The sequence below is a fragment of the Streptomyces sp. MMBL 11-1 genome (genome assembly GCF_028622875.1).
GTDB lineage: Bacteria > Actinomycetota > Actinomycetes > Streptomycetales > Streptomycetaceae > Streptomyces.
The window spans coordinates 1,410,543-1,428,177 of record NZ_CP117709.1; the positions used below are offsets into that span (position 1 = coordinate 1,410,543).

Annotated in this window: 17 protein-coding genes and 1 pseudogene; 12 read left to right on the forward strand and 6 right to left on the reverse strand. The window is 73.9% G+C overall.

The window, feature by feature from the left end; genetic code table 11:
* Positions 1-131 precede the first annotated feature (131 nt).
* From PSQ21_RS06015 to PSQ21_RS06050, 8 genes are all read left to right on the forward strand, one after another.
* Positions 132-902, forward strand: coding sequence for an IclR family transcriptional regulator (locus PSQ21_RS06015; protein ID WP_069756667.1), 771 nt, complete (start codon positions 132-134; stop codon positions 900-902).
* A 217-nt stretch (positions 903-1,119) separates the two neighbouring features.
* On the forward strand, positions 1,120-1,491 hold the full coding sequence (locus PSQ21_RS06020) for a hypothetical protein (protein ID WP_274029362.1): 372 nt from the start codon (positions 1,120-1,122) through the stop codon (positions 1,489-1,491).
* Entirely contained in the window at positions 1,488-2,762 is a 1,275-nt protein-coding gene (locus PSQ21_RS06025; RefSeq protein ID WP_274029363.1) for a sensor histidine kinase, read from the forward strand. The genes PSQ21_RS06020 and PSQ21_RS06025 overlap by 4 nt, the downstream gene beginning before the upstream one ends.
* Entirely contained in the window at positions 2,759-3,421 is a 663-nt protein-coding gene (locus tag PSQ21_RS06030; protein ID WP_274029364.1) for a response regulator transcription factor, read from the forward strand. Before PSQ21_RS06025 ends, PSQ21_RS06030 begins: the two co-directional genes overlap by 4 nt.
* A gap of 102 nt (positions 3,422-3,523) precedes the next feature.
* Positions 3,524-4,975 (forward strand): peptidoglycan D,D-transpeptidase FtsI family protein, encoded by a 1,452-nt coding sequence (locus PSQ21_RS06035; RefSeq protein WP_274029365.1) that lies wholly within the window; start codon positions 3,524-3,526, stop codon positions 4,973-4,975.
* A 199-nt stretch (positions 4,976-5,174) separates the two neighbouring features.
* Positions 5,175-5,975, forward strand: a complete 801-nt coding sequence (locus tag PSQ21_RS06040) for an alpha/beta fold hydrolase (protein WP_274029366.1) — start codon at positions 5,175-5,177, stop codon at positions 5,973-5,975.
* The gene (locus tag PSQ21_RS06045; protein WP_274029367.1) at positions 5,972-7,267 is read left to right on the forward strand and encodes a SpoIIE family protein phosphatase; all 1,296 of its coding nucleotides are present in this window, start codon (positions 5,972-5,974) and stop codon (positions 7,265-7,267) included. Before PSQ21_RS06040 ends, PSQ21_RS06045 begins: the two co-directional genes overlap by 4 nt.
* Before the next feature lie 97 nt (positions 7,268-7,364).
* Entirely contained in the window at positions 7,365-8,720 is a 1,356-nt protein-coding gene (locus PSQ21_RS06050) for an MFS transporter (protein ID WP_274029368.1), read from the forward strand.
* On the opposite strand, the gene PSQ21_RS06055 is transcribed toward PSQ21_RS06050, so the two are convergent.
* Together PSQ21_RS06055 and PSQ21_RS06060 are read right to left on the reverse strand one after the other, a co-directional pair.
* On the reverse strand, positions 8,706-9,881 hold the full coding sequence (locus PSQ21_RS06055) for a hypothetical protein (protein ID WP_274029369.1): 1,176 nt from the start codon (positions 9,879-9,881) through the stop codon (positions 8,706-8,708). The genes PSQ21_RS06050 and PSQ21_RS06055 overlap by 15 nt on opposite strands.
* Entirely contained in the window at positions 9,878-10,879 is a 1,002-nt protein-coding gene (locus tag PSQ21_RS06060) for a 5-dehydro-4-deoxyglucarate dehydratase (RefSeq protein WP_274029370.1), read from the reverse strand. The genes PSQ21_RS06055 and PSQ21_RS06060 overlap by 4 nt, the downstream gene beginning before the upstream one ends.
* A 208-nt stretch (positions 10,880-11,087) precedes the next feature.
* Here PSQ21_RS06060 and PSQ21_RS06065 point away from each other — a divergent pair, with 208 nt between their 5' ends.
* The 3 genes from PSQ21_RS06065 (at position 11,088) to PSQ21_RS06075 (ending at position 13,604) form a co-directional block, all read left to right on the forward strand.
* Positions 11,088-11,897 (forward strand): NAD-dependent epimerase/dehydratase family protein, encoded by an 810-nt coding sequence (locus tag PSQ21_RS06065; protein ID WP_274029371.1) that lies wholly within the window; start codon positions 11,088-11,090, stop codon positions 11,895-11,897.
* Positions 11,898-12,068: 171 nt separating this feature from the next.
* Positions 12,069-12,290 (forward strand): hypothetical protein, encoded by a 222-nt coding sequence (locus tag PSQ21_RS06070; RefSeq protein WP_274029372.1) that lies wholly within the window; start codon positions 12,069-12,071, stop codon positions 12,288-12,290.
* A 75-nt stretch (positions 12,291-12,365) separates the two neighbouring features.
* Positions 12,366-13,604 carry a TerD family protein gene (locus PSQ21_RS06075; RefSeq protein WP_274029373.1) on the forward strand — a complete coding sequence of 413 codons (1,239 nt, stop codon included), beginning with the start codon at positions 12,366-12,368 and terminating at the stop codon, positions 13,602-13,604.
* Positions 13,605-13,712: 108 nt separating this feature from the next.
* Here the strand turns inward: PSQ21_RS06075 and PSQ21_RS06080 are convergent, their stop codons facing one another.
* From PSQ21_RS06080 to PSQ21_RS06095, 4 genes and pseudogenes are all read right to left on the reverse strand, one after another.
* Entirely contained in the window at positions 13,713-13,937 is a 225-nt protein-coding gene (locus tag PSQ21_RS06080) for a hypothetical protein (protein ID WP_032752687.1), read from the reverse strand.
* A 28-nt stretch (positions 13,938-13,965) separates the two neighbouring features.
* Positions 13,966-14,168, reverse strand: a pseudogene (locus PSQ21_RS06085) (hypothetical protein); the annotation flags it as partial.
* Between the two features lie 91 nt (positions 14,169-14,259).
* The gene (locus tag PSQ21_RS06090) at positions 14,260-15,753 is read right to left on the reverse strand and encodes a hypothetical protein (RefSeq protein ID WP_274029374.1); all 1,494 of its coding nucleotides are present in this window, start codon (positions 15,751-15,753) and stop codon (positions 14,260-14,262) included.
* 97 nt (positions 15,754-15,850) lie between these two features.
* Positions 15,851-16,591: an antibiotic biosynthesis monooxygenase gene (locus tag PSQ21_RS06095; protein ID WP_274029375.1), complete on the reverse strand. Its 741-nt coding sequence runs from the start codon at positions 16,589-16,591 to the stop codon at positions 15,851-15,853.
* Positions 16,592-16,762: 171 nt separating this feature from the next.
* Here PSQ21_RS06095 and PSQ21_RS06100 point away from each other — a divergent pair, with 171 nt between their 5' ends.
* Positions 16,763-17,548, forward strand: coding sequence for a phosphodiesterase (locus PSQ21_RS06100; protein WP_274029376.1), 786 nt, complete (start codon positions 16,763-16,765; stop codon positions 17,546-17,548).
* Positions 17,549-17,635 lie beyond the last annotated feature (87 nt).

Sequence of the window (17,635 nt, forward strand, 5' to 3'; positions counted from 1 at the left end):
CTGAACAGAGTTCCTGATCGTGAATGTCCTGGGACTCTATTTCCGGGCGTTCCGTGTTGGCAATCGTGTGGCGGCTTTTCGGACGCCGACGCGGGCGAGAAGTCGATGAGCTGGAGAAGGGGGCGTGGGCGATGTCGGTCGCCGAGTCCGGTGGGGCACAGGTCAAGTCCGCGGTACGGACCGTGGAGCTCCTCGAATACTTCGCGGGGCGGCCCGGCATGCACTCGCTGGCCGCCGTCCAGGAGGCTGTGGGCTACCCCAAGTCGAGCCTCTACATGCTGCTGCGCACCCTGGTGGAGCTGGGCTGGGTGGAGACGGACGCGACGGGCACCCGGTACGGGATCGGCGTGCGCGCCCTGCTGGTCGGCACGTCGTACATCGACGGCGACGAGGTCGTGGCCGCCGCCAGGCCCACGCTGGACAGGCTGTCCGACGACACCACGGAGACCATTCACCTGGCCCGCCTCGACGGGACGAACGTGGTCTACCTCGCCACCCGGCAGTCCCAGCACTATCTGCGCCCCTTCACCCGGGTCGGCCGCCGACTGCCCGCGCACTCCACGTCGCTCGGCAAGGCGCTGCTGGCCACCCACAGCGACGAGCAGGTCCGCAAGATGCTGCCCGAGTCGCTGCCCGCGCTGACCGAACACACCATCACGGACCGCGAGAAGCTCATCGAGGAGCTGCGGCTGGTCCGCGAGCAGGGCTACGCGGTGGACCGCGAGGAGAACACCATCGGCCTGCGCTGCTTCGGCGTGGCGATCCCCTACCGGACGCCCGCGCGCGACGCGATCAGCTGCTCGGTGCCGGTCGCCCGGCTCACTCCCGGCCACGAACAGATGGTGAAGGACGCCCTGTTCGACGCCCGGGACCGGCTCACCCTCGCGACCCGGAGGCTCTGACGGCCACGGTGGCGCCGGGCCCGCGACGCGGAGCGTCGTCGTCGACCGACGGCAACCCGCGACGCGCGCGCGTGCGGACGTGGCCGCCCGGGCCCAGGTCACCGTACGGCCCTTGAGGCCGGGCGCCGCGCGCGTGCCGCGCCCCTCCCCCGCGCGGCGGAGACGGATCGTCGCCGGGCAGGACGCGCGGGGCCGGCCGGTGCGGAAGCCTGGTGGCGTGACAGCGAACCGGCATCCCGCGGCACTCGCCCCGCCGCACCGACCCGGGGCGCCCGTGACGGCCCCGCACCACGCCGAGCCGGCCGAGGCGTCCTCGTACCGCGTCGCCCCGCCCGGAGCGGAAGCGGCCTCGGGCCTCGTCGGCCGGGCGCGGTCCGTGCTCCGGGCGGTCGCCACGGTGTCGCGCCGGCCCTGCGCGGGCGTCAAGGCGACGGCGACGGCTGCCGTACTGACCTACGCTGTCCAGATGCCGGCCGGGGTGCTCGTCGTGACGCCGGGCGCCCGCGTCCTCGCGGAGCGCGCGACGGCTTCCGCGCTGCCCACGACCGCCGGCGTCCCTGCCCCGGCCGCCGCCCACCGGGTCTCGTGAAGCCCGTCTCCGCGCTGTTCGGACGGCGGACCCGGCTGCGCTGGCTGCATCTGATCATCGGCGGCGCGCTGCTGATGCCGTACTTCCTCGTCGGCGCGGTCCTCAACAGCCTGGCGAGCGGCGGGGAACCGCTGCTCTCCTCCGTCTCCGACCCGTTCGCCGCGTTCGCCATCGCCCTGCCGATGGCGGCGGTCACCGGCTGCTTCCCGCTCGTCCGGCCGCTGTCCGTGGCCGCCGCCCGCGCCCTGTGCGGGGTGCCGCCCGCCCTGCTGGCCGACGGCCCCGCCCGCACCCGGCAGGCCCGGGTGCGTACCGCGGGCTGGTACACCCTGCATCTGGCGCTCGGCGGGATCGTCAGCGGGCTCACCCTCGCGCTGCCGTCGTTCGCGGTGGCCGTGGCAGCGCTGCCCTTCTCCGACGGGCTGCGCGGCACCTGGCTGCTCAACGGCCCCCACGCGCTGCGGGAACCGTGGGCGGTGGCCCTCGCCCCGTTCGCCGGGCTCGCGATGCTGGCGGCCCTGGCGCTGGTCGCCGCCGCGGCCGGGGAGGTGCTGGCCCGGCGGGCCCCGGTGCTGCTGGGGCCGACGCCCGAGGACCGGCTGGCCGCCGCCGAGCGCCGGGCGGCGGATCTGGCGGTGCGCAACCGGCTCGCCCGGGAGCTGCACGACTCGGTGGGGCACGCGTTGAGCGCGGTGACCCTTCAGGCGGGGGCGGCGCGCCGGGTCCTGGACCGCGATCCGGAGTTCGTCCGCGAGGCGCTGACCGCCATCGAGGAGACGACGCGACGGACGGTCGGGGAGCTGGACTCGGTGCTGGGGCTGCTGCGGCAGGACGGGGAGCCGGACCACGAGGACGCGGCGCACGGGCCGGGGCTGGACGCGCTCGGCGGGCTGCTGGCGCACTGCGGGGTGCCGGTGGCGCACGAGCGGCAGGGCGATCCGGACCGTCTGGACCCGGTGGTCTCGCGGGAGGCGTACCGGATCGTCCAGGAGGGGCTGAGCAACGCGTTACGGCACGGCGGGGGCGCGTCCCCGGTACGGCTGCTGATCGCGGTACGGGAGAGGGAGCTGGAGATCGTGATGGAGAATCCACTGGGCGAACGGCCCGCCGCGGCACGCCCCGGGGGCGGTCGCGGACTGCGCGGCATCGCGGAGCGGGCCGTCCTCCTGGGCGGCCGGACCGAGGCGGGGGCGGACGACGGCGTCTGGCGGCTGACCGCCCTGCTGCCGACGGTGCCGGGTACGGCCGGGCGGACGGGGGGACGGCGATGAGCGGGGCTCCGGTGCGCGTGGTGCTGGCGGACGACGAGCGGATGGTGCGTACGGCGCTGCGCGTGATCCTGGACGCCGAGGAGGGCATCGAGGTCGTCGGGGAGGCCTCCACCGGTGCGGAGGCCGTCTCCGTGGTGCGGGAGCTGCGGCCCGACGTGGTGCTGATGGACGTGCGGATGCCGGAGATCGACGGCATCCGGGCCACGGAGCAGATCCTCGCCACACTCGAGGACCCGCCGCGGATCGTCGTCGTGACGACCTTCGAGAACGACGCGTACGTGTACGAGGCCCTGCACGCCGGGGCGGCCGGGTTCCTGCTGAAGCGGTCGGCGGCCGAGGAGCTGGTGCAGGCGGTACGCCTGGTGGCGTGCGGCGACTCGCTCCTGTATCCGGCGTCCGTGCGCTCGCTCGCCGCCGAGCACTCCGGGCGACGGGCGGCCGGGACTCCGGCCTGGGTGGGGAGGCTGACCGGGCGGGAGGCGGACGTGCTGCGGCTGATGGCGGCGGGGCTGACCAACGCGGAGATCGCGGGGCGGCTCTCGGTGGGCCCGGCGACGGCGAAGACGCATGTGGCGGCGGTCCTCGCGAAGTGCGGCGCCCGGGACCGCACCCAGGCGGTCATCGCGGCGTACGAGTCCGGTTTCATCACCCCGGGCTGAGCCGCCGGCCGGGCTCCGGGGCGCGGCGGGCCGCCTGAGAAATCGGTGAGAAGGGGCGCGGACGGGAACGGCCGGAACGCGCCCGTTCGTCGCTCCAGTGGGATGAACAAGACAATCAGGCACGCTTCGGTCTTCTGTCTGCTCATGGTGCTCGCCCTGCTGGTGCGGGCGACATGGGTGCAGGGCTACCGGGCCGAGGCGCTCGCAGACCACGAGCACAACCGGCGGAACACCATCGCGCAGTACGCGCAGCCGCTCGGGGACATCATCGTGGCCGGTTCGCCGGTCACCGGATCGAAGGAGACCAGTGGCGGCGACCTCCGGTACAAGCGCACGTACCCCCAGGGCGAGCTGTACGCGCCCGTCACCGGCTACAGCTCACAGGCGTACGGGGCGACCCAGCTCGAAGGCATCTACGGCGACGTCCTGGACGGCACGGACGACCGGCTGAAGGACCCGAAGGACCTGCTCACCGGCGGGCAGGCCGACCCCGGCAACGTACTGACGACCATCGACCCGGACGTCCAGAAGGCGGCCTACGAGGCGCTCGGCGACACCAAGGGCGCGGCGGTGGCCATCGACCCGGGGACCGGCCGGATCCTCGGCATGGTCTCCACCCCCTCCTACGACCCCTCGACAATCAGCGGGACGACGGACCAGGACGCCTGGCAGGCCCTGCTGGACGACCCGGACAAGCCGCTGGTCAACCGGGCGCTGCGGCAGCCGCTGCCGCCGGGCTCCACGTTCAAGCTGGTGGTCGCGGCGGCCGCGCTGGAGAACGGGCTGTACGGCTCGGTCGACGAGCGCACCGACAGCCCCGACCCGTACACCCTGCCCGGCACCAGCACCGTGCTCCCCAACGAGAACGCGTCCGCGCCCTGCGAGAACGCGACCCTGCGCACCGCGCTCCGGTACTCCTGCAACAACGTCTTCGCGAAGGCCGCGGCCGACCTCGGCCAGGACGAGGTCAAGGAGATGGCGGACGCGTTCGGGTTCGGCACCGAGAAGCTGGACGTCCCCGTACGGGCGGCGAAGAGCGTCTACCCGACCGGTATGGACAAGGCCCAGACGGCGCTGACGGGGATCGGCCAGTTCGAGGTCACCGCGACCCCGCTCCAGGTGGCGATGGTCACCTCGGCGCTGGCCAACGGCGGTGAGCTGGCCGCGCCGCACATGGTCTCCCGGGTGACCGACGGGGACGGCACGGTGCTGGAGGAGACCGCCGACGGCGACACCGAGCGGGTGGTGAAGGAGTCGACCGCCGAGCAGCTGCGGAGCGCGATGGTGACGGTCGTCGAGGAGGGTACCGGCACCAACGCCCGGATCCCCGGGGCCGAGGTGGGCGGCAAGACGGGCACCGCGCAGCACGGCGTGGACAACAGCAACACCCCGTACGCCTGGTTCACCTCGTACGCGAAGGACCGCGACAGCGGCAAGGAGGTCGCGGTCGCGGTGCTCGTGGAGGACTCGGGGGCGGCGCGCTCCGAGGTCAGCGGCAACGGGCTGGCCGCGCCGATCGCGCAGAAGACGATGAAGGCGGCGCTGGAGCGGTGACGCCGGGCTGCCGGGACTGCCAGGACTGCTGGAGGTGCCGGGGCCGGGCCGGGGCTGCTGGGGCTGCTGGGGCTGCTGGGGCTGCTGGGGCTGCTGGATCGGTGCCGCCCGGCCGCCTCCGGAAGCGTGATCGGCGCTGGTGGGCGGCGGTCGCCCGGCAGACCGGGCCGTGCGGTACGAAGGGTGTCAGGATGTCCGTATGGACGTGCGCGAGAGAAACCGGGTACGGGTGAGAGGCCGGGAGAGCGGCCCGGTGGTGATGCTCGCCCACGGTTTCGGCTGCGATCAGAATCTCTGGCGTCTCGTCGCACCGGCGCTGGAGGAACGCTTCCGGGTGGTCCTGTTCGATCATGTGGGGGCGGGGTATTCCGCCGCGTCGGCCTGGAGCCCCGAGCGGTACTCCACCCTGGACGGCTACGCGCAGGACGTCATCGGCATCTGCCGGGAGCTCGGCCTCGGCCCCGTGACCTTCGTCGGGCATTCGGTCAGTTCCATGATCGGTGTGCTCGCCGCCGTACAGGAGCCCGCGCTCTTCGAGAAGCTGGTCCTCCTCACCCCCTCGCCGTCGTACATCGACGACGGTGACTACCGGGGCGGATTCAGCAAGCAGGACATCGACGAACTGCTCGAGTCGCTGGAGAGCAACTATCTGGGCTGGTCGGCGACCATGGCTCCGGTGATCATGGGGAACCCGGAGCGCCCCGAGCTGGGTGAGGAGCTGACCAACAGCTTCTGCCGGACGGACCCCGAGATGGCCCGGGTCTTCGCCAGAGCCACCTTTCTCTCCGACAACCGGGCGGACCTCCCCAAGGTGACCGTTCCGACGCTCATCGCCGAGAGCGCGCGGGACACGATCGCCCCGCGCGAGGTGGGCGCCTACGTCCACGCGCGGATCCCCGGCAGCGAGCTGGTCACCCTGGACTCGACGGGTCACTGCCCCCAGCTGAGCGCCCCCGAGGAGACCGCCGAGGCGATCATCGCCTTCGTACAGGGGCCGTGACCGTGTGCCCGGGCGGCGGCAGGACCGACGGATCATGGCCGGCGGAGGACCCTGAGCAGGACTCCGCACTGTCCTCCGCCCTGCTGGAGGACAGTGCGGAGGACCTGTACGAGAACGCGCCGTGCGGCTACCTCTCCACCCTGATGGACGGGCGGATCGCCAAGGTCAACGGAACGCTCCTGAAATGGCTCGGCCACCGTCGTGAGGAGCTGGTGGGCCGCAAGCACTTCTCCGACCTGCTGACCATCGGCGGCAGGCTCTACCACGAGACGCACTTCGCACCGCTGCTGCGGATGCAGGGCGAGGTCAACGGCGTCGCGCTGGAACTCAGGGCCGCGGACGGCGCCCGGCTGCCCGTCCTGGTCACCTCCACCGTCAAGCGGGACGCCGACGGCGAACCGCTGCTGATCCGCACCACTCTCCTCGACGCCCGGGACAGGCGTGCCTACGAGCGGGAACTCCTGCGGGCCCGGCAGGAGGCCGAGCGCGAACGCGAACGCGTGCAACGCCTCGCCACCACCCTGCAGCGCACCCTGATCCCGCCGGCCATCGAACCGGGTCCGGGCAGGGAGGCCGCGGCGCACTACCACTTCGCGTCCACCGACCAGGTGGGCGGGGACTTCTACGATCTGTTCCCGCTCACCGCCGGAGCCTGGGGGTTCTTCATGGGGGACGTGCGCGGCAAGGGCGCCGACGCGGCCGTGGTGACGTCGTTGGCGCGGTACACCCTGCGAGCCGCCGCGGTCTTTGACCCCGTACCGGTCAGGGTTCTGGCCAACCTCAACACCGCGCTCAACCACCGGACCGAGGGGGACGAACCGCTCTTCTGCACCGTGATCTTCGGCATGCTCACACCTGATGAGGAGAACGGCGCCGGGTTCCACGTCGTCCTGGCCGGCGGCGGCCACCCTCCCGCCCTGCTGCTCAGGGCCGACGGCAGCGCCGACTACCTGCCCACCCCCGGCGGCCAGCTGGTCGGGGTCGTAGCGGACGCGCAGTTCACCACCGCCACCCTGGACCTGCGTCCCGGTGACACCCTGCTGCTCTACACCGACGGCCTGACCGAGGCCCGCACCGGGGGCCCGGGGGAACGCTACGGCGACGAAGCACTCCTGGACTTCGCGCGGTCCCTCGCCCCCACCTCGGCGCCCGTCGCCGTCAAGGAGCTCACCGCACTGCTGAACTCGTTCGGCGAGGGGCTCGACGACGACACCGCGCTCCTGGCGATCAGCGTGCCCCGGGCGAAGGACGAGGAGTCCGGGCGGTCGGCGCCGGGCCCGGACAGCACGTAGGGCATCCGCCCGATGCCGCCGCACAGCCTTACTCCGCAGCATGACCGTACGGCCCGCACGGCCGGGGCGCGGAGCACGAGGCGGAGGGCGGGGCGGCATGGGCGGGCCGGCGGTGGTGCGGGTCCTGCGGGACCCGACGGCGGGGCGGTATCTGGCGGGGGTGGTCGTCTCCGGGTTCGGTACGTCCGCGATGTGGCTCACGGCGGGGATCTGGGTCAAGTCGCTGACCGGGTCGGACAGTCTGGCGGCGCTGACGGTGTGCGCGATGTGGGCCCCGGTGCTGGCCGGGCCCGCGCTCGGCGCGCTCGCGGACCGGATGGACCGGAAGAAGCTGCTGGTGCGGGTGAACCTGGCGATGGCCTGTCTGCTGGCGTCGCTGGTGCTGGTGGACTCCGGCCGCACCGTCTGGCTGGTCTTCGTGGTGCTGGTCCTCTACGGGGCGAGCGGCGTCCTGCTCGACGCGGCGGAGTCGGCGCTCGTCGCGGGGACCGTGCCCGCCTCGCTGCTGGCGGACTTCAACGGGCTGCGGACGACGGCCAACGAGGGCATGAAACTGGTCGCCCCGCTGGCGGGCGCCGGGCTGTACGCGCGGTTCGGCGGCCCGGCCGTGGCGCTGCTGGACGCGGCGACGTGCGCCCTGGCCGCCCTGATCCTCGCCCGGCTGCGGGTGCGGGAGGCTCCGCGGCCCCCGGTGGGGGCGTGGCGCGGTGAACTCCTCGCCGGGCTGCGGCGGATACGCGCCTCGGACGTGCTCCGCCCGCTGGTGACGGCGGGGGCGGCGACGATGCTGCTGGCAGGGGTGAACGGGGCCGTGACGTTCGGTTACGTCGATGATGTGCTCGGCCGGACGCCGGAGTACGCGGGGATCCTCTACGCGGTGCAGGGCGCCGGTTCCGTGGCGGTGGGGCTGCTCGTGGGGCCGCTGCTGCGCCGGCTGCCGGAGCGGGTGTTCGCGGCGGGCGGCATGGCGTTGTTCGCGCTGGCGGTGGGCGCCCGGACGCTGCCGTACGACGGGGTGGCCCTGGCGGCGAGCGCGGCGATCGGGTTCGGCCTGCCGTGCGTGCTGATCGCGACGATGACGGCGGTGCAGCGGGAGACGCCGGACGCGGAGCTGGGGCGGACGGCGGCGACGGCCGGCTCGCTGATGACGGCGCCCAACGCGGTGGCCCTGGCGGTGGGGGCGGGACTCGTCGCGGTGGTGGACGTGCGGGTGCTGACGGCGGTGGGCGGGGCGGCGGGGCTGCTGGCCGCGGCGCTGCTGGCGGCGGGGGCGGCACGGCGCGGCACCGGCCCCACGTCGGCCTCCAGCCCCACGTCGGCCTCCGGCTCCGCGTCGTCGTCCGCCCCCGGTTCGTCATCCGGCCCCGCGTCGACAGCGGCTCCTGTGCCGGCGCCCCGCCCCGGGGAGTCCAGTCCCGCAGGGGAGTCCGGCCCCGCGTCACCCCAGCCGTGAGAGAGCGGCGGCGACCGCCTCCAGGTCCGGGCCCGAGGCGAGCCCCGCGTGGTACAGGCGCAGTTGGTCAGCGCCGAGCGAGGCGGCGTGGGCCGCGTCGCGCTCCAGGGTGCGAGGGCTTCCGCCCATTCCCGTGACGATCCCGAAGTTGGCGGCGCGCACGCCGCCCCGGCCGGCGAACGGCCCGAGGACCGCTTCCCGGGCGCTGTCGGGTCCGGTGCAGGGCAGCACCACGCCGTCGGCCACGGTCAGGATGTGGTCCGCCTCGACGCCGACGTTGGCCCCGGTGCGGTACGGGACGGGGTCGGCGTGCAGCAGCACCTGGAAGCCGGACGGGGCAGCGCCCCGTACCGCCGCGACGGCAGCCTCCTGGAACGCGCGGGCGACCCGGCCGCGCCACCGCAGGGTGGCGTCCGCGAGCTCGGGCCCGAGCAGCTTCCCGATGCCTTCCCGGCCGGACTCCGGGGAACCGGCGCCGGACCAGGCCGGTTCCAGGGCGCGGCGGACGGCGGCGGACAGCTCGCCGGGGTCGGCGCCCGCCTGCCCGTACCCCTCGCGGCAGTCCGGGCAGAAGCACAGCGACATCAGGTACTGCGCCGCCTCGCCGAGGTCCACGCCGGCGACCTTGTCATGGGCGTGCAGATGGGCGAAGCCGTACCAGCCGCAGGACTCCAGTTCGGTCCCGCGGGTTCCGGGCCGGGCGGCGGCCTCCGCCGCGAGGTCGACGAGGTAGGCGCGCACGGCGGGGCGGGCGATGCAGGGGGCCCAGGGGTAGCGGTCCCCGTAGGCGTTGACCACCGAGGTGTCCGGGTGCTCCGCGCCGAGCCGCGTGCTGTGGGCGAGGACCACCCAGCTGTGCACCTCCAGGCCGGCGGCGGCGAGCGCGCCCGCGGCCTCCCCGTACGGATCGTCGCCGTCCGTCCAGCTCTGGCGGTACGGGGCGAGGGCCCGCCCCGCCCAGCGGGCCGGGTCCGGCGGATAGAGGACGGCGGCGTGCCCGGCGGTGACGACGCGGTGGGCGGGGTGGCGGGGGGTCAGGGCCCGGGTGGAGTGGTAGGCGGAGGCCAGGGTGACCTGGCGGACGCCGAGGTCCGCGATCCGGGCGGCGGCGTCCGGGTCCCCGACGACGTCCCACGGGTAGAGGAAAGCGCCGGCCTTCACGCCCGGCCCCCGGCCCGGACAGGAGCCCGGCCCGCCGGGGGGCGCTGTTCCCGGGATGCCCGTTCCTCCAGCAGGGCGCGGCCGCTCGCGATGATCTCGATGAGGTCCTCGACGTGCGCGGCGGACGGTTCGGTGAGCGGGGTGCGTACCTCACCGACATCCAGGCCCTGGAGCCGGACACCGGCCTTGACCAGGGAGACGGCGTATCCGCGGCCCTGGGCGCGCAGTTCGACGAGCGGCCGGTAGAAGTGGTCGAGCAACCCGTGCACCAGGGCGTCGTCCCCGGAGTCCAGGGCCCGGTGGAAGGCGAGGGCGATGTCCGGGGCGAAGGCGAAGACGGCGGAGGAGTAGAGGGTGACGCCGATGCCCCGGTAGGCGGGGCCGGTGAGCTCGGCGGTGGGCAGTCCGTTGAAGTAGAGGAAGTCGCCGCCGGGCCGGTGGGTGCGGACCGCGCTGACGATGCGCTGCATGAGGTCGAGGTCGCCGTGGCCGTCCTTGAGCCCGATGACGCCGGGGGTGCCCGCCAGGGCGACGACCGTCTCGGGGGTGAGGATCGCGTTGTCACGCTGGTAGACGATCGTCTCCAGGCCGGTGGCCGCCGCGAGCGCCGCGTAGTGCTTCAGCAGCCCTTCCTGGTCAGCGACGACGAGATAGGGCGGCATCGCGAGGAGCCCGTCCGCGCCGGCCTCCTCGGCGGCCCGCGCGTACTGGACGGCGAGCGCCGTGCCGTAGCCGGCCCCCGCGAGGACGGGAACCTCTCCGGCGGTCTCCTCGACGGCGGCGGCGACCGCGAGGCGGAACTCCTCCGGAGTCAGCGCATGGAACTCGCCCGTGCCGCAGCAGGCGAAGACCGCGGCGGCTCCGGCGTCGATCCCGGCCCGCACATGGGCGCGGAAGACGGCGAGGTCGACGGTGCCGTCCGGCCCGAACGCGGTCACGGGGAAGAAGAGCGGCCCGGCGACTTCGCTGAGCCGGGCGGCAAGGGGGGCTGAGGTCACGGGCGCTCCCTGAGCAGACGCAGGCGTGCACAATTCTGATCGGTGTCCATATTTCTGAACAACCTCACGCTAAGGCAGCCTTCAACGGCAGGTCAAGGCGGACGCGGGCTCTTGACGCACCTCCCGCCCCCTCTTTAGCTTGTCCACGCATGTGAATGTCAGCCAGCATTGCGCACAGCGCCCGCGTACGCCCCGAGGAGACCCCCGTATGACCGCTCCCCGTACCGTCCTGCTCACCGGCGCCGCAGGCGGCCTCGGCACCCTGATGCGGGGGCTGCTGCCCGCGTACGGATACGACCTGCGTCTGTTCGACGTGGTCCCGGTGGAGGGAGCGCCCGAGGCGATCACCGCCGACCTCAACGACCGGGAGGCGCTGCGCGAGGCCGTGCGCGGGGTGGACGCGGTCATCCACCTGGCGGGCATCTCGCTGGAGTCCACGTTCGACAAGATCCTCCGCGCCAACATCCAGGGCACGCACCACCTCTACGAGGCCGCCCGCGAGGAGGGCGTCCGGCGCATCGTGTCCGCCTCCTCCAACCACGTCATCGGGCACACCCCGCGCCCGGCTCCGGGCGATCCGCTGATCCCCCTGGACGCCCCGCGCCGCCCCGACACCTTCTACGGGCTCTCGAAGTGCTTCGGCGAGGACCTGGCCCAGCTCTACTGGGACCGGCACGGGCTGGAGACGGTCTCGGTACGGATCGGGTCCTGCTTCCCCGAGCCCACCTCGGTGCGGATGCTGTCGGTCTGGATGAGCCCCGGTGACGGCGCCCGGCTGTTCCACGCGGCCCTCACCGCCGAGGACGTCGGGCACACCGTCGTGTACGGCTCCTCCGCCAATACCCGCCTGTGGTGGGACCTGACGCCGGCCCGGGCGCTGGGCTACCGGCCGCTGGACGACTCGGAGCCGTACGCGGCGAAGCTCGTCGCCGAACAGGGCGAGCTGGACCCGGACAATCCGGCGCACGCCCGCGTGGGCGGCCACTTCGCGACCGACCCGCCGATCTGGCCGCACTGAGCCTGCCGGAAGCGCAGCGCAGGGCCGACCGGGAGCGGAGCGCAGGTACCGGCGAAAGCGGAGCGCAGGGCCCGGGCGGAAGCGGTGGACGGCCCGGGCGGGAGCGGCGGAGGGGCCCGGCGGCGGAAATCGGGGCGACGGGGGCTCGGCGAGGCGGGCAGGATACGGGCCATGCCGAGACCTTCCGGATTCCAGTACGAACAGCACGGCGACCAGAGCGTCACCATCACCCACCACGGCCGCCCCGCGGGCACCCTGCGCGGCGGCCGGGCGGCGAAGTTCCTGGCCGAGGTGGGCTCGGGCGACGCCCAGCTGGTGATGGCGCGCTGGACCGGCGCGTACAAGCACGGCAACGAGCGCACCGCCCGCGACCACCCCCGCAACCGCCGCTGAGAGCCCTCCGACGGCCATCCTCCGGACGGCCGAAGGTAAGGGAACGGCAAAGCCGGGTCGTTCGTTACCCCGTGCATGACCGCAATGACCCCCGGCTCGAACATCCCTCTCTCCGCCGCCCGCGTGGCGGTGGACGTCGCCGCTCCGGTGCGGCTCGACGTCTCGGGCCTGCTGCTCACCGCCGACGGCAAGGTGCGCTCCGACGACGACTTCATCTTCTACAACCAGCCCTCGGGCCCGGGCGTGACCTACCGCTCCGGCGGGGGCTCCACGCCCGACGCGATCGTGGTGGACACCGCGGCCGTCCCGCCGGGCATCGAGAAGATCGTCGTCACCGCGAGCCCCGACGCCGCGGGCCAGACCTTCCAGGGCGTCGAGCCCACCGCCACCGTGCGCAACGCGGATGACGGCAGCGCGCTCGCCACCTTCACCCCGCCGCGGCTGGGCACCGAGACGGCGCTCGTGGTCATCGAGATCTACCTGCGCAACGGGGCCTGGAAGGCCCGCGCGGTCGGCCAGGGTTACGCGAACGGGCTGGCCGGGATCGCCACGGACTTCGGCGTCTCGGTCGAGGAGCCCGCGGCCCCGGTCGCCCCTCCGGCTCCGACGGCCCCCGCCCCGGCCGCCGCCGCGCCGCCCGCTCCGGTCGCCGCCCCCGTCGACCCGCGGATCACCCCGCCCGCTCCGGCCGCCCCGCCCGCTCCCCCGGCGGCCCCGGCCGCGCCCGCGGGCTCCGGGAAGATCAACCTGGACAAGGGCCGGGTCAACCTCCAGAAGAACCAGACCGTGTCCCTCGTCAAGGGCGGCGCCCCGCTGCTCTCGCGGGTCAGGATGGGCCTGGGCTGGGAGCCCGCCTTCCGCGGCAAGGACATCGACCTGGACGCGTCGGTGATCGCCTACGGCCCCAACCGCAACCACCTGGACAGCTGCTACTTCGGCAAGCTGACCATCCTGAACGGGGCGATCAAGCACTCCGGCGACAACCTCACCGGTGAGGGCGCGGGCGACGACGAGGTGATCATGGTGGACCTCGGCCGGATCCCCGCCGAGGCGACCGGCCTGGTCTTCACGGTGAACTCGTTCACCGGCCAGAAGTTCAACGAGGTGGCCAAGGCCTACTGCCGGCTGATCGACGACGCGTCCGGCGAGGAGCTGGTCCGCTTCGACCTCACCGGCGCCGAACCGCAGACCGGCGTGATGATGGCCAAGCTCATCAAGCAGTTCACCGGCGAGTGGGAGATGACCGCGATGGGCGAGTTCGTGAAGTCACGCACCGTGCGGGGCATGGTCAAGCCCGCCGCCAAGTCCCTGTAACCACCGTGGGCCCTCGCCGGGGGGCCGCAACGGAGTCCGGGGCGCCTGAAGGGATTCAGGCGCCCCGGGTCCGGAGAAGACGGACGCTGCTCGTACTCGTCCCGCGTCTCAGAGCTTGGTCAGTTTGGAGTACGGGCTCAGGATCCTTCCCTGACGCCCCGAGAAGTCGATGAGGACTGCGTCGTTGTCGCCCTCGACAGCAAGGATCCTGCCGAGCCCGAACTGGTCGTGCGACACCCTGTCGCCCACATCGAAGCATTCGACCGGTGGGGCCTCCTGGGCCGGGCGGTTGAAGGGACTGGAAGGCAGGTGACGCCGGGCTGACTGTTTCATTAAGTCGAGTATGCGCCCTGTGAGGGCCCTACGCCATGCCCGTCGGCGCCCGGGGCCCCAGACGTGCCGGATTCGTAATCAGCGCCCACCACGGCCGGTCAGCGCTTCCTCCCGCCTCCAGCGGCGGAACCAGGCGGCACGCCGCACCGGAAAGACCCCCGAACGTGTGGCGGTTTCCGTCACCGGACGGGCGTGGCCGGACCGGTATCCGGCCGGATTCCCGGTGGGGACGGCGAGCCACTGACAGCCGCTTTGTAAGAGCGGAGCTCCTCGGCCGAGCGGCGCTCGGGCGGAGCCCCGAGCGCCGCTCCGGGCCGAGCCCTCAACCGCCCGCGCGCGAGCGGGCCTTGAACGCCGCCTTGCGGGCGCTCTTGGCGGCCTTCTTGTCGCTGTGCAGCCGGCCCATGGCCTCCAGCACATCGGCGGTGGCCGGGTGGTCGACGCGCCAGACCTCGTCGAAGAAGCCGCTGTGCTGCGCGGAGAGCCCCTCGACCAGTCCCTGGAGCTCGTCCAGCTCGCCGTCCGCGTCCAGCTGGGCGGCGATGGTGTCGATGGCCAGCCAGAAGATCATGTTCTCCGGCGGGGCGGGCACGTCGGCCGCGCCGCGCTCCGCGAGCCAGACGCGGGCCAGGCCGCCCAGCTCGGGGTCGCCGAGCACCGCGCGCACGGCGGGCTCCGCCTCGGGGCCCGCCAGGGCGAGGGCCTGCTGGCAGTGGAGGCGGCGCAGCGGCGCGCCCTCGTCCGCGCCGCGGGCGGCGGCCAGCAGCTCGGCCGCAGCGGACACCGCGCCCTCCGCGCCGTGCCCCGCGAGCCAGAGCTTGACCTCGGCGCGGGCGGCGGACTCCGGGTAGTGGGCGATGCCGTCGAGGAGGGCGTCGGCGCCCTTGCCCGCGAGGTCGCCGACGGCGGGGGCGTCCATCCCGGCCTCCAGCATCCGGGCCCGGACGCCGTACAGGCCGAGGGGGGTGAGCTTGACCATGCCGTACCGGGTGACGTCCTCGTCGTCGGCCCCGGCGGCGGAGGCGTCCGCGGCTTCGCCCTCCTCGACCAGCAACGCCTCGTCGACCGGGCGGTATTCGACGATCCCGATGGGTTCGAGGAGCCGGAACTGGTCGTCGAGGCGCATCATCGCCTCGGACACCTGCTCCAGGATGTCGTCGGTCGGCTCACCCATGTCGTCGGGGACGATCATCGAGGCGGCGAGGGCGGGCAGCGGGACCGGTCCTTCGCCCGCGCCGTTGTCCGCGAGGGTGAGCAGGTAGAGGTTGCCGAGGACGCCGTCGAGGAACTCCGCCTCGGCCTCCGGGTCCCAGTCCAGGGCGTCGAAGTCGATCGAGCCGTCCTCACCGACGAGGTCCGCGAAGTCGTCCAGGACGGGCGCGGTGGCGTCGGCGTGCACGGCGTCCAGGCCGTCGAGCCAGATGTCCAGCACGTCCTGCGGGGAGCCGCCGGTGAGGAGGGCCAGGTTCTCGCCCGTGGTGACGGTGCCCTCGGCCTCGCCGTCCGTGCCCCCGTCGCCCTCTGCCTCGCCCTCCTCGGGGTCGGTGACGTCGAGGAGGCCGGTGTCCACGGCGAGCCGCCAGGCCTCGCTGGCGTAGGCGGCACCGTCCTCGTCCGCCTGGAGGCCGAGGTGCTCGGCGGCGGCGGGCAGCTGGTCCTCGACGAGCTCGCCGCCGGCGCCGACCCGGGTGTCCGGTCCTGCCCACCGGGCGAGCTTGACGGCGCGGACGAACAACGGAGCGGCGAGCGCGTCCCGTGCCAGTTCGGCCTCGGAGTTCAGCCGCACCGGCGGCAGGGAGGGGCGCTCTGCGGACATCGGTGGTTCTCCTCGGTGCGTGCTCGGGGCATACGGAGTGCGTACGCGGTTCAGCCGCCCAAGCCTAGACGCAATGCGCCGCGTGCCGCCCGCCGCTTCACCACATACCGCCCGCCCGCGCCCCCTGTGCGCCGGCGCCCGGCTCCAAGCTGAGCACGGGGGTGTAGCGGTGCACGCCGCCGCCGGTCATGCCCGGGTAGTTCTGGACGCGTTCCCAGCGCGGGGACGGGGAGCCGATGCCCTCTCCGGGTGCGGCGAGGGCCGCGATGTGGTGCTCGGCGCTCTCCCACTCGGCGTAGTTGAGGACCCGGGTGCCGTCGGTGCTGACGTGGAAGTGCGCGGAGATGCCGCCGGGGGGCAGTTCGGCCTCTTCGCCGAGCGCCTCGAACACCGCGTCCACCCAGTCGCGTTGGCGGGCCGGGTCGGGCCCGTCGAACTCGACGTCCACGATGACGAGGCAGCCGGTCTTCCGGGTGTCGCCCTCGGCCCGGAGACCGGAGCGGTACAGCTCGTACGTGCGCAGCGCGAGGCGCTCGATGCCGGGGACGGCGGCGTCGATCTCGGCGTTGCGGTCGCCGCGGCTGTCCCGTACGAATTCCTGGTAGGCCTGCTCGTCGGCCCACTGGGAGTAGTGCAGCAGGGTCGCGCCGTCCTCCCCCGCGTAGACGCTGTAGGAGAGCAGGCCGGGGTGCGGCCATTCCCGGCTCTCCCAGGTCTTCCGGATGGCGTCGACGGCCGCTCGCTGCCGCCGCGGTGTCCCCACGTTCCAGGTGCTGGCCTTGGCGATCCGGGCGTCGGTGCGGGCCGGGTCGGGGCGGTCGGTGAGGTGCGTGGTCATGGCGGTGGTCCTTTCGTCACGCGCGCCGGTCGGTGCGCCGTGACCACCACGGTGTCTCCTCAAGTCCGGTTGAGGTCAAGGCCGTTGTGCCGGGCGGCGGGCCGCGCCCTGTTCGCCCACGGCGTGAGCGGCCTCGGGTGCGCCGGAGGCCGCCGGGGAAGGACCGTGGACATGACCCTCTCCGTGGCACACCTGAGCGACCCGCACCTGACGACCGGCCCCCGGGCGGCGGCCCCCGCCGCCGGGTTGCGGGCCGCCCTGCGCCGGGTGCTCGCCCTGGACCCGCTGCCGGACTGCGTCGTGATCACCGGCGATCTCACCGAGGGCGGGGAGCCGGGCGCGTACGCGGCCCTGCGCGAGGAGGTCGGCGCGTTCCCGCTGCCCCTGCATCTGGTGACGGGCAACCACGACGCGCCGGAGGCTCTCGTGGGCGCGTTCGGCGGGACGCGCTTCCTGGGCGGGGGGACGCGGACGTCGTACGCGGTGGAGCACCCGGCGTTCACCGTCGTGGTCCTGGACTCCCGGGTGGCCGGTGCGCCGGGCGGCCGGCTGGGGGCCGAGCAGCTGTCCCGGCTGGACCGGGAGCTCTCCCGACGCCCCGGCGCACCGGCCCTCGTCTGTCTGCACCATCCGCCGGTTCCGGTCGGCATTCCGTTCCTGGACGGGATGCGCCTGGCGGACGGCCCCGCGCTGGCGGAGGTGGTCGCCGCGCACCCCAGGGTCGCGCGGGTGCTGGCGGGCCATGTGCACCGCCCCGTCACGGCGCCTTTCGCGGGCAGCACGCTGGCGGTCGCGCCGAGTACGTACCGGCAGAGCGGGCTGGTGCTACGGGAGGGGGTGCCGGGCTACCGCGACGAGCCCCCTGCCTTTCTGCTGCACGTCCTGCCGGAGGGGCCGTCCGGCACCGACTGGGTCACCCATACCGTCCCCACGGCCGCAACCGCGCCGGACCGCTGACGCCGCCGGACCTCCGGACCCTCCCCGTCCCCGCCCCCGTCCCCGCCCCCGTGCCCGAGCTTGCGCGCCAAACCGCTGACGGCCTCG

Coding starts and splice junctions, on each gene's coding strand:
- PSQ21_RS06040 (WP_274029366.1), top strand. CDS start 5,175: ATGGACGTGCGCGAGAGAAACCGGGTACGGGTGAGAGGCCGGGAGAGC.
- PSQ21_RS06095 (WP_274029375.1), bottom strand. CDS start 16,591: ATGACCACGCACCTCACCGACCGCCCCGACCCGGCCCGCACCGACGCC.
- PSQ21_RS06075 (WP_274029373.1), top strand. CDS start 12,366: ATGACCGCAATGACCCCCGGCTCGAACATCCCTCTCTCCGCCGCCCGC.
- PSQ21_RS06035 (WP_274029365.1), top strand. CDS start 3,524: ATGAACAAGACAATCAGGCACGCTTCGGTCTTCTGTCTGCTCATGGTG.
- PSQ21_RS06030 (WP_274029364.1), top strand. CDS start 2,759: ATGAGCGGGGCTCCGGTGCGCGTGGTGCTGGCGGACGACGAGCGGATG.
- PSQ21_RS06050 (WP_274029368.1), top strand. CDS start 7,365: ATGGGCGGGCCGGCGGTGGTGCGGGTCCTGCGGGACCCGACGGCGGGG.
- PSQ21_RS06080 (WP_032752687.1), bottom strand. CDS start 13,937: ATGAAACAGTCAGCCCGGCGTCACCTGCCTTCCAGTCCCTTCAACCGC.
- PSQ21_RS06015 (WP_069756667.1), top strand. CDS start 132: ATGTCGGTCGCCGAGTCCGGTGGGGCACAGGTCAAGTCCGCGGTACGG.
- PSQ21_RS06065 (WP_274029371.1), top strand. CDS start 11,088: ATGACCGCTCCCCGTACCGTCCTGCTCACCGGCGCCGCAGGCGGCCTC.
- PSQ21_RS06070 (WP_274029372.1), top strand. CDS start 12,069: ATGCCGAGACCTTCCGGATTCCAGTACGAACAGCACGGCGACCAGAGC.
- PSQ21_RS06100 (WP_274029376.1), top strand. CDS start 16,763: ATGACCCTCTCCGTGGCACACCTGAGCGACCCGCACCTGACGACCGGC.
- PSQ21_RS06090 (WP_274029374.1), bottom strand. CDS start 15,753: ATGTCCGCAGAGCGCCCCTCCCTGCCGCCGGTGCGGCTGAACTCCGAG.